The organism is Comamonas koreensis, from assembly GCF_021026195.1.
GTDB lineage: Bacteria > Pseudomonadota > Gammaproteobacteria > Burkholderiales > Burkholderiaceae_C > Comamonas > Comamonas koreensis.
Map to the genome: position 1 here is coordinate 1 of NZ_JAJNCT010000010.1, position 15,974 is coordinate 15,974.

23 protein-coding genes, 1 tRNA gene and 1 pseudogene are annotated in these 15,974 nt (G+C 56.2%); 16 read left to right on the forward strand and 9 right to left on the reverse strand.

Annotation, left to right across the window (positions count from 1 at the left end; all coding sequences use genetic code 11):
* The 3 genes and pseudogenes from LPW39_RS10455 to LPW39_RS10465 form a co-directional block, all read right to left on the reverse strand.
* Positions 1 to 413: pseudogene (locus LPW39_RS10455) on the reverse strand (hypothetical protein); the annotation flags it as partial.
* Entirely contained in the window at positions 410 to 1,294 is an 885-nt protein-coding gene (locus LPW39_RS10460; protein ID WP_230774340.1) for a hypothetical protein, read from the reverse strand. The gene LPW39_RS10460 and the pseudogene LPW39_RS10455, both read right to left, overlap by 4 nt.
* 200 nt (positions 1,295 to 1,494) lie before the next feature.
* Complete coding sequence (locus LPW39_RS10465) at positions 1,495 to 2,010, reverse strand: hypothetical protein (RefSeq protein ID WP_230774341.1); 516 nt, start codon at positions 2,008 to 2,010, stop codon at positions 1,495 to 1,497.
* A 69-nt stretch (positions 2,011 to 2,079) separates the two neighbouring features.
* On the opposite strand from LPW39_RS10465, the gene LPW39_RS10470 reads away from it, so the two are divergent.
* Complete coding sequence (locus tag LPW39_RS10470) at positions 2,080 to 2,307, forward strand: hypothetical protein (RefSeq protein WP_230774343.1); 228 nt, start codon at positions 2,080 to 2,082, stop codon at positions 2,305 to 2,307.
* On the opposite strand, the gene LPW39_RS10475 is transcribed toward LPW39_RS10470, so the two are convergent.
* Positions 2,296 to 2,514 (reverse strand): helix-turn-helix domain-containing protein, encoded by a 219-nt coding sequence (locus LPW39_RS10475; protein WP_230774345.1) that lies wholly within the window; start codon positions 2,512 to 2,514, stop codon positions 2,296 to 2,298. The two genes, LPW39_RS10470 and LPW39_RS10475, sit on opposite strands and share 12 nt — an antisense overlap.
* A 74-nt stretch (positions 2,515 to 2,588) precedes the next feature.
* Between LPW39_RS10475 and LPW39_RS10480 the strand changes: the two genes are divergently transcribed.
* Positions 2,589 to 3,254 carry a S24 family peptidase gene (locus LPW39_RS10480; protein WP_230774347.1) on the forward strand — a complete coding sequence of 222 codons (666 nt, stop codon included), beginning with the start codon at positions 2,589 to 2,591 and terminating at the stop codon, positions 3,252 to 3,254.
* Positions 3,255 to 3,256: 2 nt separating this feature from the next.
* On the opposite strand, the gene LPW39_RS23585 is transcribed toward LPW39_RS10480, so the two are convergent.
* On the reverse strand, positions 3,257 to 3,481 hold the full coding sequence (locus LPW39_RS23585) for an enolase N-terminal-like fold-containing protein (protein WP_407928825.1): 225 nt from the start codon (positions 3,479 to 3,481) through the stop codon (positions 3,257 to 3,259).
* Here LPW39_RS23585 and LPW39_RS10485 point away from each other — a divergent pair.
* Together LPW39_RS10485 and LPW39_RS10490 are read left to right on the forward strand one after the other, a co-directional pair.
* Entirely contained in the window at positions 3,480 to 4,106 is a 627-nt protein-coding gene (locus LPW39_RS10485) for a hypothetical protein (protein WP_407928826.1), read from the forward strand. The genes LPW39_RS23585 and LPW39_RS10485 overlap by 2 nt on opposite strands.
* A gap of 599 nt (positions 4,107 to 4,705) precedes the next feature.
* A complete protein-coding gene (locus LPW39_RS10490) occupies positions 4,706 to 5,023 on the forward strand; it encodes a hypothetical protein (RefSeq protein ID WP_230774350.1) in 318 nt (105 codons plus the stop codon).
* Positions 5,024 to 5,188: 165 nt separating this feature from the next.
* Here the strand turns inward: LPW39_RS10490 and LPW39_RS10495 are convergent, their stop codons facing one another.
* On the reverse strand, positions 5,189 to 5,518 hold the full coding sequence (locus LPW39_RS10495) for a hypothetical protein (protein ID WP_230774351.1): 330 nt from the start codon (positions 5,516 to 5,518) through the stop codon (positions 5,189 to 5,191).
* Between the two features lie 554 nt (positions 5,519 to 6,072).
* Here LPW39_RS10495 and LPW39_RS10500 point away from each other — a divergent pair.
* The 4 genes from LPW39_RS10500 to LPW39_RS10515 are packed head-to-tail and all read left to right on the forward strand — an operon-like array spanning position 6,073 to position 7,766.
* A complete protein-coding gene (locus LPW39_RS10500; protein WP_230774353.1) occupies positions 6,073 to 6,351 on the forward strand; it encodes a hypothetical protein in 279 nt (92 codons plus the stop codon).
* The gene (locus tag LPW39_RS10505; protein ID WP_230774354.1) at positions 6,344 to 6,523 is read left to right on the forward strand and encodes a hypothetical protein; all 180 of its coding nucleotides are present in this window, start codon (positions 6,344 to 6,346) and stop codon (positions 6,521 to 6,523) included. Before LPW39_RS10500 ends, LPW39_RS10505 begins: the two co-directional genes overlap by 8 nt.
* Positions 6,524 to 6,531: 8 nt before the next feature.
* Positions 6,532 to 7,335, forward strand: coding sequence for a hypothetical protein (locus LPW39_RS10510; protein ID WP_230774356.1), 804 nt, complete (start codon positions 6,532 to 6,534; stop codon positions 7,333 to 7,335).
* Complete coding sequence (locus tag LPW39_RS10515) at positions 7,332 to 7,766, forward strand: hypothetical protein (protein ID WP_230774358.1); 435 nt, start codon at positions 7,332 to 7,334, stop codon at positions 7,764 to 7,766. Before LPW39_RS10510 ends, LPW39_RS10515 begins: the two co-directional genes overlap by 4 nt.
* Positions 7,767 to 7,778: 12 nt before the next feature.
* On the opposite strand, the gene LPW39_RS10520 is transcribed toward LPW39_RS10515, so the two are convergent.
* The gene (locus tag LPW39_RS10520) at positions 7,779 to 8,330 is read right to left on the reverse strand and encodes an Arc family DNA-binding protein (RefSeq protein ID WP_230774371.1); all 552 of its coding nucleotides are present in this window, start codon (positions 8,328 to 8,330) and stop codon (positions 7,779 to 7,781) included.
* Between the two features lie 86 nt (positions 8,331 to 8,416).
* Between LPW39_RS10520 and LPW39_RS23590 the strand changes: the two genes are divergently transcribed.
* From LPW39_RS23590 to LPW39_RS10555, 8 genes are all read left to right on the forward strand, one after another.
* The gene (locus LPW39_RS23590) at positions 8,417 to 8,596 is read left to right on the forward strand and encodes an Arc family DNA-binding protein (RefSeq protein ID WP_407928827.1); all 180 of its coding nucleotides are present in this window, start codon (positions 8,417 to 8,419) and stop codon (positions 8,594 to 8,596) included.
* Positions 8,593 to 9,420: an antA/AntB antirepressor family protein gene (locus LPW39_RS10525; protein ID WP_230774373.1), complete on the forward strand. Its 828-nt coding sequence runs from the start codon at positions 8,593 to 8,595 to the stop codon at positions 9,418 to 9,420. The genes LPW39_RS23590 and LPW39_RS10525 overlap by 4 nt, the downstream gene beginning before the upstream one ends.
* Positions 9,417 to 9,890: a hypothetical protein gene (locus LPW39_RS10530; protein WP_230774375.1), complete on the forward strand. Its 474-nt coding sequence runs from the start codon at positions 9,417 to 9,419 to the stop codon at positions 9,888 to 9,890. The genes LPW39_RS10525 and LPW39_RS10530 overlap by 4 nt, the downstream gene beginning before the upstream one ends.
* Before the next feature lie 29 nt (positions 9,891 to 9,919).
* Positions 9,920 to 10,717, forward strand: a complete 798-nt coding sequence (locus LPW39_RS10535; RefSeq protein ID WP_230774377.1) for a hypothetical protein — start codon at positions 9,920 to 9,922, stop codon at positions 10,715 to 10,717.
* A complete protein-coding gene (locus tag LPW39_RS10540) occupies positions 10,714 to 11,520 on the forward strand; it encodes a hypothetical protein (RefSeq protein WP_230774379.1) in 807 nt (268 codons plus the stop codon). Before LPW39_RS10535 ends, LPW39_RS10540 begins: the two co-directional genes overlap by 4 nt.
* A gap of 150 nt (positions 11,521 to 11,670) precedes the next feature.
* Positions 11,671 to 12,078 (forward strand): hypothetical protein, encoded by a 408-nt coding sequence (locus LPW39_RS10545; RefSeq protein ID WP_230774381.1) that lies wholly within the window; start codon positions 11,671 to 11,673, stop codon positions 12,076 to 12,078.
* A 2-nt stretch (positions 12,079 to 12,080) separates the two neighbouring features.
* Entirely contained in the window at positions 12,081 to 12,305 is a 225-nt protein-coding gene (locus LPW39_RS10550) for an excisionase (protein WP_230774383.1), read from the forward strand.
* The gene (locus tag LPW39_RS10555; protein ID WP_230774385.1) at positions 12,275 to 13,477 is read left to right on the forward strand and encodes a tyrosine-type recombinase/integrase; all 1,203 of its coding nucleotides are present in this window, start codon (positions 12,275 to 12,277) and stop codon (positions 13,475 to 13,477) included. The genes LPW39_RS10550 and LPW39_RS10555 overlap by 31 nt, the downstream gene beginning before the upstream one ends.
* Positions 13,478 to 13,552: 75 nt before the next feature.
* On the opposite strand, the gene LPW39_RS10560 is transcribed toward LPW39_RS10555, so the two are convergent.
* A tRNA-Val gene (locus LPW39_RS10560) sits at positions 13,553 to 13,629 on the reverse strand.
* An 83-nt stretch (positions 13,630 to 13,712) separates the two neighbouring features.
* On the reverse strand, positions 13,713 to 15,953 hold the full coding sequence (locus LPW39_RS10565; RefSeq protein WP_407928828.1) for a RelA/SpoT family protein: 2,241 nt from the start codon (positions 15,951 to 15,953) through the stop codon (positions 13,713 to 13,715).
* Positions 15,954 to 15,974 lie beyond the last annotated feature (21 nt).

Sequence of the window (15,974 nt, forward strand, 5' to 3'; positions counted from 1 at the left end):
ATCGCAGCAGGGATGCCGCGTTCACGGATGAGGTGACTCACGATTGCGCTGCCAAGGTGCGTCTTTCCGGTGCCAGGTGGCCCGATAAGCCACAGATTGCGGCCGCCATCCAGCTCCACGGATTCGGCAAAGGCCTTGCACGCGGCAAGCACAGCAGCCTGAGCGGGTGTCCTTGCCTCGTAGCTTTCGAACGATGCGCGCAGCATCCGGCCTTCCATGCCGCTGCTGTCGATCAGTTGCGCTAGCACCTGGCCAGCCTCTGCAGCTTTTTCGCGCTGGCGGTCTTGCGCCTCTTGCGCCTGAATCTCCGCCTCGACGCACCCCCAGCAGCGAGTCCAGCGGCCTGTCTCAGCGTTCACGCGTGCGCTGTAGTCCCCGTGGATGGGGCAGTTTTCTTTTCGTGTATCGGTCATCCCCAGCTCTCCGCACCTTCGTAGTAGCTCGCGCCAAATTCACCCTGTTTGGCAGGCATCTGAACCGTTTGCTTGTTCGGGCCTTGGCGGACGGGATATAGGCCCTGCCAGCCGTTGGCAATTGCGTTCTCGATCACCTCCACAGGGTCCTGACCTGCTTCGCGGTATTTCCCCAGGTTCCGCAGCTGCAGCTTGGCTGCGTCTTGCGTGATGGGCTTCTTGGCCTCTTTGCGATTGCGAACCCACATCTGCCAGGTCTCAATGGGCAACCAGTCCGGCAGGTCAATGTGTCCAGCGTCAAAGCTCTGCGACCTGCTTGCGCGTTTCTTTATTACTGGTTCCTTTACTGGTTCCATTACTGGTTCCTTACTGGTTCCGTGTCCCGTTTTTGGGACTGTTTCGCGGGAAATTTGGTACTGTTTGGCGGGAAAAACGGTACTGTTCGATGGGAAATCCGGTACTGTTCCGTTTTCGGTACTGTTCCGTTTTTGGGACTCTTTAACAGTCCCGTTTTCGGTGCTCTTTGTCTCGTCGATTCCTGGGAAATCTGGGACTGTTTCGCGGGAAATTGAGGGCTCTTCCTCATCGCCTTTAACGGTCCCAATTTCGGGTGTCTTGAGCAGGTAAACAGCAATCTGTTTTGTTTGGCCGACCTTCTCGCCGGTGTCCTCGATGTATCCAGCGTCAAGAAGGTGCTTCATTCCTGCCATCACTGTCTTTCGATCTTGGGAGGTGGTCTTAGATAAATGCGCGCCTGATGGCCAGCACAGCCACTCTTGCGACTTTTCGTTTACGCAGTCAGCCAATGCCACCAACAAGAATTTCGCTGCTGACTTTTGGACTGGCTGGGCAAGCGCCCAACGGATTGCGTCAAAACTCACGTAGGCCCTTTCAGACTGGCAAGCCGTCGTCTGCGGAAGGCGCGATCAGCGCCATTACGCTGGGCCAATGGGCGGGAGTTTGTTGTTCAGTCATGTTCACCTTTCATGCACCACTTGGAATAGGTGCCAACAGGCCGGCAGGTGGTGGATCTGCTGTGCGGTCGGGGTAGCTAACCCATTCCTGGCCGTTGGCGTAACTTTTAGCTTTCGAGGCCTGCAGCGCGGCAGATATTGCGGCGCAAGCGCAGCAGCAGCTCGACCTCGGCCATGATCTGGGCCGACATTTCCTCGGCTTCGCGGGGGCTGATCGACAGGTCATCAGTGACCTTCATCCCCAGCGCTGTGAGCGATCCGCCCTCGACGTTCAGCTGCAGCAGCTTTTGCCTGATGGCGCTGACCTCGCAGGCCCAGCCACCCTCTGGAGCTGGCGGCAGCTCCATGGAGACCATGCCAAAGCGGTGACTCAGGGCCTTGAGCCAGTCCAAAGGTTTGGATCCGGTCTTCTCCTGCATCCACTCGGTCAGAAGCTCCAGCATTTCCAAATTGACAAATTCGCCATCGATGCCGCGCAGGCGGGCGCGCAGAGTCTCGGGATGGATCGAGCGACCACGGCGCTCGGTAAGGAAGCGGGCTGCATCCACAACGCCGCCTGAGGTGCTGCGGACCGTGTTGTAGACAACATCGCGCCAATCGGTTTGAGAGAGGTGGCAAGTCATTTTTCTGTCCCTTGAAAGTGAGTTCATTTCAGGCTGGCGCGCCTGGCTTTGATTTCAGATACTGGCTGCATGAAAACGCAAAACACCTCCGCCACCGCCCGCCGCCAACCCCTGCTTGGTGCCCCAATCCACGAATCCCAACGCACTACGTTGAGCACCAACGTGGATGCAAATGGGAAGACCAAGCGGCTGCTGCAAACATCCAAGCTGGAACTCAACTGGTGTCATGGCGAGCTGCTGATTAGATTTGGTAGTAGCTCAGTGGCGCTGGAGAAGGCCGGCCAGTTAGGCAGCTGAGCGGCAGCTCTCTGAAAAATCTGCTGGATCTAAACCAAGGCGCTGGCCGATGCGGATGAGGGCAAGCCCTACCGAACTTCGAGGGTCGCGTGTTTTTCCTGATGCCAAGTCAGAAATTGCCGGTTGCCCACAACCAGCTTCATCAGCAAGCTGCTTTTGGGTCATCCCCCTATCCGCGATCGCGGCGATGTAGTTTTTCCATTGCATAGGCTCGATCATATCGGTTTACCGATTATTTCACAAGCGTTTTTCCGATATCGGATTTCCGTATGCTCTCAACTATGGCTACAGAATTTGGACAACGACTCAAGGCGGCCCGGCTACATGCCGGACTAACACAGGCGCAACTAGCGAAGAGGGTTGGCGTTGGCCAGTCCACCATCGCCGAACTGGAGCGCAGTGGCCACGGATCTAGCTACGTGTCGACAATGGCTGTAACGATGCGCGTATCACCCCAATGGCTTGAAAAAGGCGTCGGCGAAATGCTGTCTGGAGTGAGTAAGCAGCCCATCGACCTTGAAAACAACCCGGACTATCCTGCAGTCAAACGCGTGAAGTTCAAGTTATCTGCAGGCGCATCTGGTTTCGGTGTGGAGCACCTGAATGAAGAAGGAAACCCGCTGGTGTTCAGGAAGGACTGGTATGACCGGAATGGATACAACCCTGATCTTCTTCTCGCGGTGTATATCGCCAATGGGAGCATGGAGCCAGGTCTGTTTGATGGAGACACTGTCGTTGTGAACACGGCTCAGACTGAGCCGAAGGACGGCTGCGTGTTTGCGGTGAACTACGAGGGTGAGATGGTCGTAAAGCGCCTAGTCAGGGATGAGGGTCGCTGGTGGCTCTCTTCTGACAATCCGGATCAACGACGCTATCCCCGCAAGGTGTGTCACGATGGGGTCCATCTGATTGGAGAAGTGGTGCACAAGCAGAGTGAACGCATCTAGAGCTAGGAAACGGCAATGAAGAGAACAGCATTAATAGCCTCCATCCCCTTGCTCCTACTTGTGGGATGTGGTGACAAATCCCCGCCTAGAGCGGTCATAGCCGACTCGCCTGAAGTGGTACACACTCCAATTCCTGAGCCCATCAAAAGAGTGCCAGTCGAACCTTTCGATAGCAAGGCCTCGTCGATCGATAGTTCCTTTAAGGGGCATGTATGTTCCGACATCATGCAGGCGCTGCAAATACGAAAGCTGTCGAAGGATCAGTACGAGACCTCCAAAGACTATGCGAAGCGACTGCAGGAACTCTCGAAGCAGAAGTATTTTGACGAGTTGAAGCTTGGTGACACTCTGGCATTCTGGGAGCCAAAAGATGGCACTTCAAGCTATGACGCCGACAAGGGTGTGCTTTCATTCACACCCCCCTACCTTTCATCGAATTTCAAGATTGGTGACGGCGTAGAGATGCTTACGCCTAATGTGATGTCCTCATCTGAAAGAACGTACGAGGGCAGCAATGCATTTGGGGTGAAGAGAAGCGTTAAATCCAGCCATCAACAGGTCTGTGTGGTGTCGTTTACCAACTTCAAGTATGGGAGCAACGCAAGCTCGCAGCCCTTCAAGATCAAGCTACCCCCTCAAGATGCCAGAGCACTCCATGGGAAGATCCGCACCTTTTACCTAGGCGTGCTGGCTCACCCTTACCTTGCCGCATACAGCGAGTACCAGAAACCCGAAATCAACAATCCAATCGAGAAAATGGTTGAGGGGACGAGCCTCTTGGTGAAGGTTCAACAAGTTTGGATCGTCAACGGGGACACTGGGGAAGTGTTGAGCAAGCGCACCTTCAAGTAGCAGAGTTGGTCGGTCTACCAGCCACCCTCGAGGTGGCTTTTTTGCGTCCGAAATCGGCGCCCCGATATAAATATCGGCAAACCACTTGACATTAAATATCGGCTAACCGATACTTCAGTCGTCGCAGCAACGAACGCGAAACGACCCCGGCAAGCGATACGAAGCCGGTAAGCCCTACAGGACGCAGCGGGCGGGTCCAGTTCCAAAGGGAGCGCAGCAGAAGTTGCACCAAGCGATGGGTGCCAGTGATCGAGCGAGCCCCCTCCAGGTCTTTAAAAAGTCAGCCGCCGATGTTGCTTGCCCTGCCTGTGGGGCATTCGTCCGGCCAATTGCACCAGCGGGCACGGCCGCTGCTCTGCGCGGTGCCCAGCCGTAGCCCTGCAAGGCTCAATTGGTGAGGGGAAGACGCCCGAGAACAGCAACGGTCACGCTGATTGGAATCTCAGCATCTTTTCCATTTTTTCGGTTCCACATGTTGTCGATGCATCCCCGCATGAAATAGCAAAAAATTCACAAAAAATAAAACTGATAGCCTTTTCATAAAAAAAACTCTATGAAATACTCCCTTCAAAGCTTAAACAGAAGAGGAGTAGACACAGATGACTGAAAAGGCGGTTATTCGCAGGCTTCTACCGAGACGTGCAGCGAATGCTCTATTTCAAGAGGGAATAGACACTGTTGAGCTGATCAAACAGCGCTATCCCGAGGGTCTACTGAAAGTTCCAGGTATCGGGATAGTGTCGTTCAGAGCTGTGGAAGCAGCATTTTTTCCTGGTCAGAAATTTGATCCTACGCCTAGAAAGTACAAGAGAAGTCCGTGTGCGTCGATGCTCAGTGAAGAGCTTTCAAAGCATCTACACAAAACGACGCCCGAAATACTGGCCAGCCGGTTTCCGCAGGAGACCCAAGCCTTGTGACAGAGGGCTTAGTTTTCCAGACTAGCGCCAGCTGCCATCGTATGTATCTGCCATAACCAAAAGCGTTGTGAGAGGATATAAAAAGCCTCCTATGCCCGGAGGGCAAGGAGGCTTATTGCAATGCTTAGTGAATTATTAAACTATATCAATTCTTCTCTTACAACACTATTGGCAAACAAACGTGAGACGTGAGACTCCATTTACCAACAAATGAGAATCAGCCTCTTCATGTACAACAATCATTTTCTTATATTGTTGAGAGCAGAAGTCTGTCGCTCGCTCAGTGGTAACCCTCAACGCTCCTCCTTGACGACCTGCAAGCGGTGCAGCTTCAGCTTCAACATAGAAATTGCCATTTGCTAGCGTCTTGATATCTGACATATAGGTGCGGCCGATACCGCTACTACCTGTACTCCGGTTTTCCACTGCACAACCTGTCAAAGAACCAATAATAAAGACAGAGGACAGAAACGTCGCATTAATAAAGCTTTTCACTTTTTGACCTTCAGTTAAAAATAAAAGAATACGTTAGACAGAGGAAAGGCTGTTGATTATTATTTGTCTTGAGATTTTCTTCGACGTCGCAGACCATTGCGGATTCGTGAGAAGTGTCGCAAGTATTGCGCTTGCTTAAGACCGTTTGGCTTTGACATGATTGAACCTGCCCTAATGGCTTGCTCAGAGGAATGTGAATGCGCCTCTGCACGAAATATCGCGATAACTATTGCAATCACAAGGAGGTGTCTCATAGGAGACTAAATTATAGATAAAAAACATTGAAGGTCAACATTGATAGAAATTGCTGTGGAATTTTTACAATCATTCAAGGGCCATCGATGCGAAAACGCAACTACATACGATGGAGTCAATCGTGAGAAATTGAATATATAGATTCCAGCGCAACTAAAACAGCCTGCCATCGAAATGCAAGACAAGGCGCACATCTACTGATGGCTGTCAATCGCAATTGATCAACTAATCAGAGATTGGCAGCTAATCCATTCCTAGCCCGCACAACCAGCGGGCTTTTTTACGTCTGGAGCCCAACAATGGAAGTACACAACCCACTCACCCGCGCCGCTGCGAAGCTGCGCCAGCACGGCCACGAGGCCGAAGCTGTCAACCTGGAGCAGTTTGCAGGAAGCTTGGCAATGCCAGTTGGCCAACAGCTTGTCCCACTCGTGCCGACAGTGGAAATGTTCATTGCGGGCATGGAAGCCGATTGTCTCGGCCGCCCAAGCATTGATGACGAGAGCCATGTCCGCAGCATCTGGGATGCAATGCTCAGTCAGGCAAAAGCCGAACAAGAAGAGCGCCAACATGGTTGAGCAGATCACCCTTGCCTACCGCCTCTTCGCTATGCGCCGCTGGGCTGGCGCCAGCTGGACCAAAGCTGCCGCCTGGGCCCTCAGCTTGGTCTGGCGCAATGTGCGCAATGACCGCCGCACCCGTCTTGATCGCCGCGCCGAAGTTGAACGCGCTGCCCGCCATCGCCTGTAAAGGACAACATGACCGATAACCAAGAATTCCGCGTCCTCTTCTCTCTTCCGCCCATTGCGACCAGCGCCAGCACTGCGCTGGCCACCGTGGAGACGCCGGCACCAAAGAACGAAACAGGCGACCGTGAGCTAGATGCGGTGCTGTGGCTACGCGACTGCATCCAGACTGCAAACCCAGCGCTGATCGCAAATGCACTGGAAGCTTTCAAGACGATCAAGACCCCCGCCAAGGACCTTGAGCGGCGCTACAGCGACTACCTGATGCGGGCAAGCGGCGGTAACCCCTTGGCAGCTGTATTCGGTGGCTTTAACTTTGCAAACCTCGAAGACTTGGCCCAATCGTCTGTCAAGAAAAAGGCTCGCCAGGATGAGGCGCTTGCCCGCTTTGGGAGTGAGAAGGCGCTGTTCGAGTTGACCCCAGCGGAGAAGCTCTGCAAACAGGCTCTGCGGGGACTCAAGCGCGAAAAGGACTGGGGTGTGTACGACCTAGAAGAAGCAGCTGCACGCTTCGCCAAGCGCTCAGAGCTAGTACCGCATACGCTTGCAGACTGCCTCTATGAGCAGGACTATTGGGACTCGCTCTACTGGCTGCGAAACGTCTTTTCTATCTACACCAGTGACGCCGATCCTGCCGGCCGCGCACACGACGATTACTGCTTTGCAATGCTGGCCAAGATCCCACCACGCTCCAAGGAAGAAGCGCTGCAGGTGTACCAGCACCTGGAGGACAAAGACGGGCTGGACCGTAACGAGAGCCCGGATATTCTGCGCAACCTAATCACCGGCGGATGGTCTGCAGAGGACATCAAATGAAATCTGTTTGGCATTACACCACCGCAACGAACGCGGGACTTATCCTGGCCTGCGGTGAGATCCTCCCAGCCAGTGCCAATGTGCCAGTGCGTGAGAAGCCGGCTGTCTGGTTCTCGCGCAATCAGCACTGCGAGCCCACTGCTTTGAAGGCAGTCCAAACCAGCGTCGGATTAAGAACCCTCACGATGGAGGAGCAGTCGAAGCTGGGCGGCCTGGTACGAATTGGTGTGCCGGAGAACGATCCACGCTTGATAGCCTGGCATGCCGTTCAAAAGGCCCTGCGCATGAGCCCGAAGATGCAGCGCGCCCTTGAGCAATCGGGACGCCTGCAAGGCGCTAATCCGCAAGAGTGGTTCGTAATACTCGGGCCAGTGCCAACCGTCCATTTGCGCGTAGAACGCTGGAGCCCAGAGCATGCCTGGAGCGAATGACGAGTCTAGCAACTAACCCGATACTTTCGGGTTAGAGGCATCGCGCTTCTTAGCTACCTCGCGCTTTTTCTTCCTGGCAGCTGCCTTAAAGCCCTCTATCAGTGACTCTTCATCAAAATCAAAGATTTGCTGTTCGATGGCTTCATCCAAAGTGCCCTTTTCAGCTTTGGCATTTTCCAACCGAGCAGCGGCCAACGCCAAGTCGCGCTCATCTCCATCGACTTGTCTCTGGGCAACATCGGCCACTTCCTCAAACAGTGCATCCATTCGTTCAAGTAGCGAACGAACAGTCGCATAGGCCGTAGCCATCTTTCCCAATCTACGAGAGGCGCTTTCGAGCAATGCGTCAGTTGCGAATTTAGTACCAGCCAGTTCCCCCTCCAGCCGAGAAATTCGCAGATGCAATTCTTCGCTGTCACCACCCGCATAGCTTTCCTCAAGCCTCGCAAGTAACTCAGCATGCAAGCTTCTACCGCTCTCACTTGCGGATGCCTGAATGCGCGCCTTCAACTCCTCCGGCATCCGAAGTGGGTAACTGGGTGCTTGATGTCTGTCTGTAGCCATCCCTCAATTGTGGATGTCATTTCGTCTCTTTTCAAAGAATCTTATTGACATCCACAAAGAAAGAATCTAAATTTCATCCACACGCCATGACCAAAGATCGTCACCAACTCACACCAACCCCTGTCCGCATCCCTGCAGATTTGAAGGCTCCGCTGCAGGCGGCAGCCAAAGCAAATGACCGCAGCTTGAACGGCGAGATCTTGGCCAGGCTGCGTGCATCTCTGATACCCAGCGCGCCAGCGGCGCAGAAAGGAAACCTGAAATGAATGAACTTATCCAAGTAGTCTCACGCGAAATCGGCGGCACAGTCGTGCTGACAGCTAATGCCCGTGAACTCCATGCCTATCTCGGGCCCGATACCCGTTTCAATGACTGGATCGACCGGCGCATTGCTGAATACGACTTTCAAGAGGGAAAGGACTTTTACTCATTTTTGAGTAAAACCCCCTCTGGAGGTCGTCCAAGCAAGGAATACACGCTCGCATTGAACATGGCGAAAGAACTATCCATGGTTGAGCGCACACCCAAGGGCAAGGAAGCTCGTCTGTATTTCATCGAATGTGAGCGCGTGGCTCTCGCGGGACAAGTCGCCACGCTACCGCAGCCTAAGAAGTCAGCTAGCCAGAGCGGCCTGCCTGAATTCCGCCGTGCCCGGGCGCTGGATATGGCGGCCAAAACGGCAGAGCGCATCGTTGCCCAGTTTCCGAGCCTCAGCGAGCAATCGCGCCAAGTTGTCTTCGCTAAGGTCATTAACCCAGTGGCAGGCATCGAAATCTTGGCCCTACCCCACTTGGAGCAGGAGACCTATCCGGCAGAAAAGGTTGGGGAAAAGCTCGGTATCAGCGCCAACATGGTCGGTCGGATTGCCAATTCCCACGGACTCAAAATCGAAGAGTACGGCATGTTTGTGCTCGACAAGTCCCCCAACTCTTCCAAGCAGGTGCGTACGTTTGTCTATAACGACAAAGGTGTGGAGGCCGTCAAGTTCTACCTTGAGGTCGAGAAGCTCCCGAAAGCACCAGAGCGGGAACTTCTGGCGAAAGCCGCCACCAGCTCGCCAACACCTAAGCCGCAAGGAGTGCTGCTGTGATTGTTCGTCCAATAGCCCGTCCATACCCTATGGATATGCTGCCAGCCACGTTTGATGGCTGGGAAATGCCAAGCCTGCGGGCGATGCTAGACAGAGCAATGGTGCTGCAGGGAACGAACCTATTCCGCCAGGCGGTGGAAGCCATGATGATCCGAGCTGTGCTTGAGCAGGCTATCAACCTGAGCAACATAGCGAACTACGCACGCCAAGATCCTTGGGATGCTTCGGAGCTAGCTTTCACTGGGACCAGTGGAACACATGCTTCCTTGCAACATCTTCATCGAGAAGTGGCCTTCCGAACAATGGACATGTGGAAACAGTCGGAACGCGAGGAGCGTCTAGCACAAGCTCGTAAGCGCCGCGCCGAGAAAAAGGCTGCTGAACCACCCAAGAAAAAGCGAAAGGCCAGCAGCGTCAACTGCCAGCCTTTGCCCGAAACCCGCACAGCGTCAACTGTGCAGCCCTCTTAGCTCGAAACCCTCCTCACAAGGAACGAACCATGGAAGCGATTATCGCGCACCCCGCGAAGGGTGCCAAGCGGAGCCCTGCGCGCCAGCAGGCCAAGCATAGCGAGCCAGTGCCGCCGCGCCCCACTGAGGCAGAGCGACTGCAGACGGAAGCGCTTCAGATCCTCCACTACCTCTGCACGGAGCTGGCCCAGGCTGAACTGCAGGACATGCCGCATGCCCTGGGCGAAGCAATTGAGTGCGACACGGTGCTGTTCAACCTGCTGAACCCTGAAGAATCGGACAGCCCTCAAATCGGCACCTTGGAAAGCTTGGTGATGCTGCGTCAGTGCGTGCAAAACACTTTCGCATGTCTTGAAGCGGCTTCTGGCCCAACTGTTCCCGTGGCTATCGCCTCTGCAGCACTGCTGGAGCACATCGACGGGTTCGCCTCCCACCTGCACCAGGCGATTGCAGGCCTGCCAGGCACCCTGGAAGATCTCCGCGCCTTGACGACCTTTGCAGGCATCAAGACCTTCCGCGACCGGCCGACACCACCCATCCGGCGTGTTGAGCAAGCACCGCCGCCAGGCAAGACCCATGCTCAACAGCGCCGAGTGCTTGAGTTCGTCGCCCAGCAGGCCGGCACGGTGAACGAGATGCTCATGCTGATGCAGGCTGACTCAAAGATCAGCTATGACAGCCAGGTGCTGCTGGGGGGCGCCCAGGCCATCACCCAATACATTGGCGCAGCTGCAGGCGATGCGCTGGGTGGCGACATTGTTGGCGACTTTGAGCGCTGGACCTATGGGCCTAATTTCGCGGACGCGGGCAAAGGAGCAGCAGCATGAATGCCGTTCTTGAAAAGCCGACAGCAAAAGCTCGCGGCCGCAAGGCGGTGCCAGCAGCGCCAGCTTCTGCGCCAACTCCACTTGCTTCTGCTGCCGCAACACTGTTTGCGGAGGTGGGTGACTTCTTGGCGCTGGCCAGCGCGACAGATGAACCACACGGTTTCAGCGGCGACTCAGATCGTCTGCTGAGCATTGGTGCAATGATCGCGCTTGATGCCGCAAAAGGTAAGTACTCGAACACGAACGCAGAGAACACAGCTTATGACGTTGCAGCATGCATTAACGCTGCTCGCCTTGTGCCTGACGATACTGAGTCAGTCGAACGAACCATAAACATCCACTGTGCATCTGAGCGTTTAGCAGCCATAACAGGAAGTGCTATTCATCAAGTCATCTTCACCGATGTGCCGCGCCCTACTCGAAATCCTGCGCAAGCACCGGCGAGCAAGTCCAAGCAGTTCACCCAGGCCCAGCGCAATGAGCTGCACTGGCTGGCGTACACATACATGGAGTGCGCCAACAGTGTGATCACCCAACACGCGGAGCACGCCAACTCCGAAGAGGTGTTCGCACTACGCGACTTGTTGGGCACGTACTGCGAAAGCACTGACGAAGCTATTAAGGCTGCGGAGCCTGGTGATGGGCCACTTGCGGACACCTCTGCCGACCTGAGCAAGATCATCAACCTGTTTCATGCGGTCAATGATGACGAACGCAGCGACCAGGTTCTGCATGGCGTCAATCACCTGTTGATGAGCGCAAAAAGAATCGTCGATGGTGACCTTGGGGTGCTCGATGAGTAGGCACTACAGCCCACCACCCCCACCACCACCGCCGCGCACCGGCTCGCCCTTTGACATCCTCAAAGAGATTGCGGAGCGCCGGGCCCGCGCCGCGCAGCCGCCCACCATCCAGACCCAACCACAGAAGGATGGGAACACCAAGGACAAACGATGACCAAGACGATGATCTTGACCGGGGACAACAACATCCCCGCCCTACCGATGACCGAGGCCCAGGTAAACCACTTGCGCCGGCTGCTGGCCTGGCTGCGCTGCGCGTACATGCTGGATGAGCACATGCAACGCGGCTTCATGCAAGGCGCAGCGCTATCCGTGCAGCATGGTGCGGCAACCCCCGAGCGAGCGGGCGAGATCCTGCAGCAGCAGGCCGACAAGATCAACCAGGTGCCCGCATACGTGCGCCAGGCACACAAGATGCTCAGCAAGGCGCTGCTGGAGCATGACAAGCGATCTGGTGTTGTCGAAGGCTGCAGGTCAGGCGAAAACCTGCAGGCCATGCCGGTGAGCGAGAAACCTGCAGGTGCTGCAGGTGCAAAGAGAATTCGGAGGAATCAGTGAATATGGCAACCACCAAAGCAGAACGCCCAATAGTGAATGCTGCTCGGTTTGTTACTGTCGAGCTGGCCTCAGCAATGACAGGGCTATCAGCGGCAGCCATCAGAAAGCGCATCGAGCGCGGCGTGTGGCTTCAAGATAAGGAATGGCGGCGCGGGCCAGATGACCGCGTATGGATTGACACAAAAGGAATTGAAGCATGGGTGCTCCAAAAATCGGGAATGGTGTAGAGATTCGAGAAAAGAGTATCCGGCTCTTTTTCGTTTGGAATGGCGTGCGTTACAGAGAAACACTCACCATCGGGGGTATCGTCGCCCGACCCACCTCCGCGAATACCAAGCATGCCCATCGAGTGGCCCAAGAAATCCGCCAGCAAATAGCCGTTGGTGCATTCGATCTGGCCGAGCACTTCCCCGACTCGCCAAGGGCCAAGAAGATCGCGGCGGTCACCACAAGGACTTTTGGCCAATGGTGTGACTTGTGGCTCGAAACCAAAGGACGGCTGGCAAAAAACACTCTGTCCCAATATCGCAATGCGCTGTTGGTCTGGAAATCGATGTATGGCGAAGATACTCCCATGGATCAATTAACACATGCAGTTGTTGCTGCTCGCGTGGGGAATACCCCATGGAAATCTGCAAAACTGCTGAACAATTATTTGATTTGCTTGCGCGGAGTATTCTCGCTGGCCGGTCGAGAAATGAAACTTAATGATCCGATGGAGGGAATCGAGAACAGCAAGCATCAGGCACCCGCCCCAGACCCTCTCTCGCCCGATGAAATGGAGCAGATTCTTGAGAAAATCCGCAAGAACTCCGACATTCGGGCCTGGGCCTATTTTGAGTTTGCATTTATGACGGGGATGCGGCCAGAGGAAATTATTGAGCTGCGCTGGGGTGATGTGGATTGGCGAAGCAAAACCATCCGGGTGGAACGCGCCCGGACCGCTGGAGAGTCCAAGCCGCTGAAAACCTACAACTCCCGCGATGTGGACTTGGTGAGCCGGGCATTGTCGGCGCTGGAGACAATGAAGCCGTGGACGATGCTGGGCGGTTCAAACGAGCTGGATGCAGAACTGGGGCGGAAGATCTTCGAGAATCCAGGCACTGACAAACCTTGGAACGACGAGCGCAGCCAGCGCGACACCTATTGGCGGCCGGCGCTGCGCGGCGCGGGCATCCGGTGGCGCCGGCCGTATCAGACGCGGCACACCTATGCGACCAATGCACTGGGTGCAGGCGTGAACCCGGCCTACATTGCAAGGCAGATGGGACACAAGAACGCCAAGATGCTGTTCACGGTCTATTCGAAGTGGATTGATGGTGCAGATCGGGGCCGAGAGCTGGCCAAGCTGGAGCAGGTGCTCGGAAATGAAAAAACCGCCCTAAAAAAGGCGGTTTGATCAAAAAGAAACTTCGAAAAGTTCCCCAGAAGTTCCCTGTTATCCTGAAGTCTGGTTCTCTTCAGAGGGAAAATTTGGTAGGCGCGATTGGACTCGAACCAACGACCCCCACCATGTCAAGGTGGTGCTCTAACCAGCTGAGCTACGCGCCTGTCGTTGAAGACTCAAATTATAGCCAGAAAAAACGGCCTGAATGGAAAGTTGAGGCTTTTTTTGAAAATAGTGCTTTTCAGCCCTATTTCCGGCGCACCGAGCGCACGCCCGATACCGTCGCCACAGAGGCCAGCACCTTGGCCAGCTTGCCCGAATCCGAGACCTCTACCGTGAACGTCATCCAGGCCGTGCCCTTGACGGACTGGGTCTGCACACCGATCACATTCGTCTTGTCCCGCGCGAAAAGCTCAGAGATATCGCGCAGCAGACCTTGGCGGTCGTGCGCCTCCACCGCCACATCAACAGGGTAGACGGCTTCGGCCGATCGCTGACCGCTGGTGGGCAACCCCCACTCCACATCAATACTGCGCTCCGGGTTGCGCGCGCACATTTCCCGGAAGTTGCTGCAATCGTGGCGGTGCACGCTGACCCCTTTGCCGCGCGTGACGAAACCGCCGATGCGATCGGGCGGCGCGGGCTTGCAGCATTTGGCCAGTTGGGTCATCAGCGAATCGACACCTACGACCAGCACCCCGCCCTTGCCCGAGCCTTCGGTCGCCTTGCGTGGGCGGCTCAGCACCAGGTCATCATCGGCCTGCACCGGCTCGGGGGGACGCAGAATGTTCTCAATGGTGCGCAACGACAGCTCGTCCTTGCCCACTACTTCAAACAATGCCTCTGCGGTTTTGAAGCCGAGCTGGTCCGCCAGGTCGTCGTGCTTGAGCGCCGTCTTGCCTTCGCGCTGCAGCAGCTTCTCGACCAGCTCGCGGCCACGGCTTACCGTTTCATGCATCACCTGGGCATTGAACCAGGCACGTACCTTGGCTTTGGCGCGGGAGCTGACCAGGTAGCCCAGCTCGGCATTGAGCCAGTCGCGCGATGGCCGCCCTTCCTTGACAGAGACCACCTCCACCGTCTGCCCGTTTTGCAGCGGCGTGTTGAGCGGCACCATCTGGCCATCGACCTTGGCACCCCGGCAACGGTGGCCCAGATCGGTGTGGACCGAGTAGGCAAAGTCCACCGGAGTGGCGCCCTGGGGCAGCTCGATCACCGCCGCATTGGGCGTCAGCACATAGATATGGTCGTCAAACAGCCCGCTGTCCTGGGTCTGGCCGACCATGTCCTTGCGCCAGGCCAGCAGCTGGCGCAGCACCGCGATCTTGGCGTCGTAGTCGCTGGTCGCAGATACGCCGGCATAGCCCTTCGTGCCCGCCTCTTTATAGGCCCAGTGGGCGGCCACACCGTTTTCGGCATGGTCGTGCATGGCCTGGGTGCGGATCTGAATCTCGATGGCCTTGCCGTGCTCGTCCCGCACCACCGTATGCAGTGACTGGTAGCCGTTGGGCTTGGGCTTGGCAATGTAGTCGTCAAACTCCGACTCCACCGGGCTGAAGGCCTCATGCACAAAGGACAGGGCCGCATAGCAGTCCTTGACCGAGGGCACCACCACGCGCAGCGCGCGGATGTCGAAGAGCTGGTCAAAGCCCAGCGACTTGCCGCGCATCTTCTTGATGATGCTGTAGATATGTTTGGGGCGTCCTGCCACGGTCGCGCTGATGCTGTGCGCACGCAGGTCGGATTCAAGGCGCTCGCGCAGGCCCACCATGTAGAGCTCGCGCTCCACCCGGGTCTCGTCCAGCAGCTTGGCGATCTTCTTATAGGTATCGGGCTCCAGAAAGCGGAAGGCCAGGTCTTCCAGCTCCCACTTGATCTGCCAGATACCCAGGCGGTTGGCCAGCGGTGCAAAAACCTGCAGGCTCTCGCGCGCCACGGCGGGCGATACGGGGCCCTTGGTGGCCGCATACCAGCGCAAGGTCTGCAGGCGTGATGTCAGGCGCAGCATCACCACACGCAAGTCGCGCGAGAACGCCAGCAGCATCTTGCGGATGTTCTCGGTCTGGGTAGCCGGGTCGTCGACCAGGTGGCCGGCATCGGCCTGGCGCGCCTGGGCCTGCACCTTCATCAGCGCCACGGTTTCCACCGCCAGCACCGCATAGCTCTCGCCAAAGGCCTTGCCGATGACTTCGCGCGGCTTGTTCAGCTGCTCGCTGGTGTGCACCAGGTAAGCGGCCGCCTGCATGGCTTCGGAGCCACCAATATGCTTGAGGATGGCTGCGACGGCATCGGCGTGCTGCAGTGCGTTCTCACCAGTGTCCAGGGTCTCTTCGGCGATCAGCGGTACGGAAAAAGCGCGGGCCCGGGCCAGCACGTTGTCTTGCATCGGCAGAGCATTGGCAGTGGCAGCCACCAGCGGGGAGACTGGCTCTGGGGGAAGATGTTCCGCGCCTGGCGCGGGCTGAGCGACTGCCGTAAGACTTTTCATGTTGTCACCACCATCACACCC

Bases quoted from the DNA above. Each gene is read 5' to 3' on its own strand.
- LPW39_RS10515 (WP_230774358.1), top strand. From the start codon at position 7,332: ATGAAATCTGTTTGGCATTACACCACCGCAACGAACGCGGGACTTATC.
- LPW39_RS10510 (WP_230774356.1), top strand. From the start codon at position 6,532: ATGACCGATAACCAAGAATTCCGCGTCCTCTTCTCTCTTCCGCCCATT.
- LPW39_RS10525 (WP_230774373.1), top strand. From the start codon at position 8,593: ATGAATGAACTTATCCAAGTAGTCTCACGCGAAATCGGCGGCACAGTC.
- LPW39_RS10545 (WP_230774381.1), top strand. From the start codon at position 11,671: ATGACCAAGACGATGATCTTGACCGGGGACAACAACATCCCCGCCCTA.
- LPW39_RS10535 (WP_230774377.1), top strand. From the start codon at position 9,920: ATGGAAGCGATTATCGCGCACCCCGCGAAGGGTGCCAAGCGGAGCCCT.
- LPW39_RS10555 (WP_230774385.1), top strand. From the start codon at position 12,275: ATGGGTGCTCCAAAAATCGGGAATGGTGTAGAGATTCGAGAAAAGAGT.
- LPW39_RS10565 (WP_407928828.1), bottom strand. From the start codon at position 15,953: ATGAAAAGTCTTACGGCAGTCGCTCAGCCCGCGCCAGGCGCGGAACAT.
- LPW39_RS23585 (WP_407928825.1), bottom strand. From the start codon at position 3,481: ATGATGTCGGAACATACATGCCCCTTAAAGGAACTATCGATCGACGAG.
- LPW39_RS10490 (WP_230774350.1), top strand. From the start codon at position 4,706: ATGACTGAAAAGGCGGTTATTCGCAGGCTTCTACCGAGACGTGCAGCG.
- LPW39_RS10540 (WP_230774379.1), top strand. From the start codon at position 10,714: ATGAATGCCGTTCTTGAAAAGCCGACAGCAAAAGCTCGCGGCCGCAAG.
- LPW39_RS10470 (WP_230774343.1), top strand. From the start codon at position 2,080: ATGAAAACGCAAAACACCTCCGCCACCGCCCGCCGCCAACCCCTGCTT.
- LPW39_RS10520 (WP_230774371.1), bottom strand. From the start codon at position 8,330: ATGGCTACAGACAGACATCAAGCACCCAGTTACCCACTTCGGATGCCG.
- LPW39_RS10480 (WP_230774347.1), top strand. From the start codon at position 2,589: ATGGCTACAGAATTTGGACAACGACTCAAGGCGGCCCGGCTACATGCC.
- LPW39_RS10485 (WP_407928826.1), top strand. From the start codon at position 3,480: ATGCAGGCGCTGCAAATACGAAAGCTGTCGAAGGATCAGTACGAGACC.
- LPW39_RS10505 (WP_230774354.1), top strand. From the start codon at position 6,344: ATGGTTGAGCAGATCACCCTTGCCTACCGCCTCTTCGCTATGCGCCGC.
- LPW39_RS10465 (WP_230774341.1), bottom strand. From the start codon at position 2,010: ATGACTTGCCACCTCTCTCAAACCGATTGGCGCGATGTTGTCTACAAC.
- LPW39_RS10475 (WP_230774345.1), bottom strand. From the start codon at position 2,514: ATGCAATGGAAAAACTACATCGCCGCGATCGCGGATAGGGGGATGACC.
- LPW39_RS23590 (WP_407928827.1), top strand. From the start codon at position 8,417: ATGACCAAAGATCGTCACCAACTCACACCAACCCCTGTCCGCATCCCT.
- LPW39_RS10550 (WP_230774383.1), top strand. From the start codon at position 12,081: ATGGCAACCACCAAAGCAGAACGCCCAATAGTGAATGCTGCTCGGTTT.
- LPW39_RS10500 (WP_230774353.1), top strand. From the start codon at position 6,073: ATGGAAGTACACAACCCACTCACCCGCGCCGCTGCGAAGCTGCGCCAG.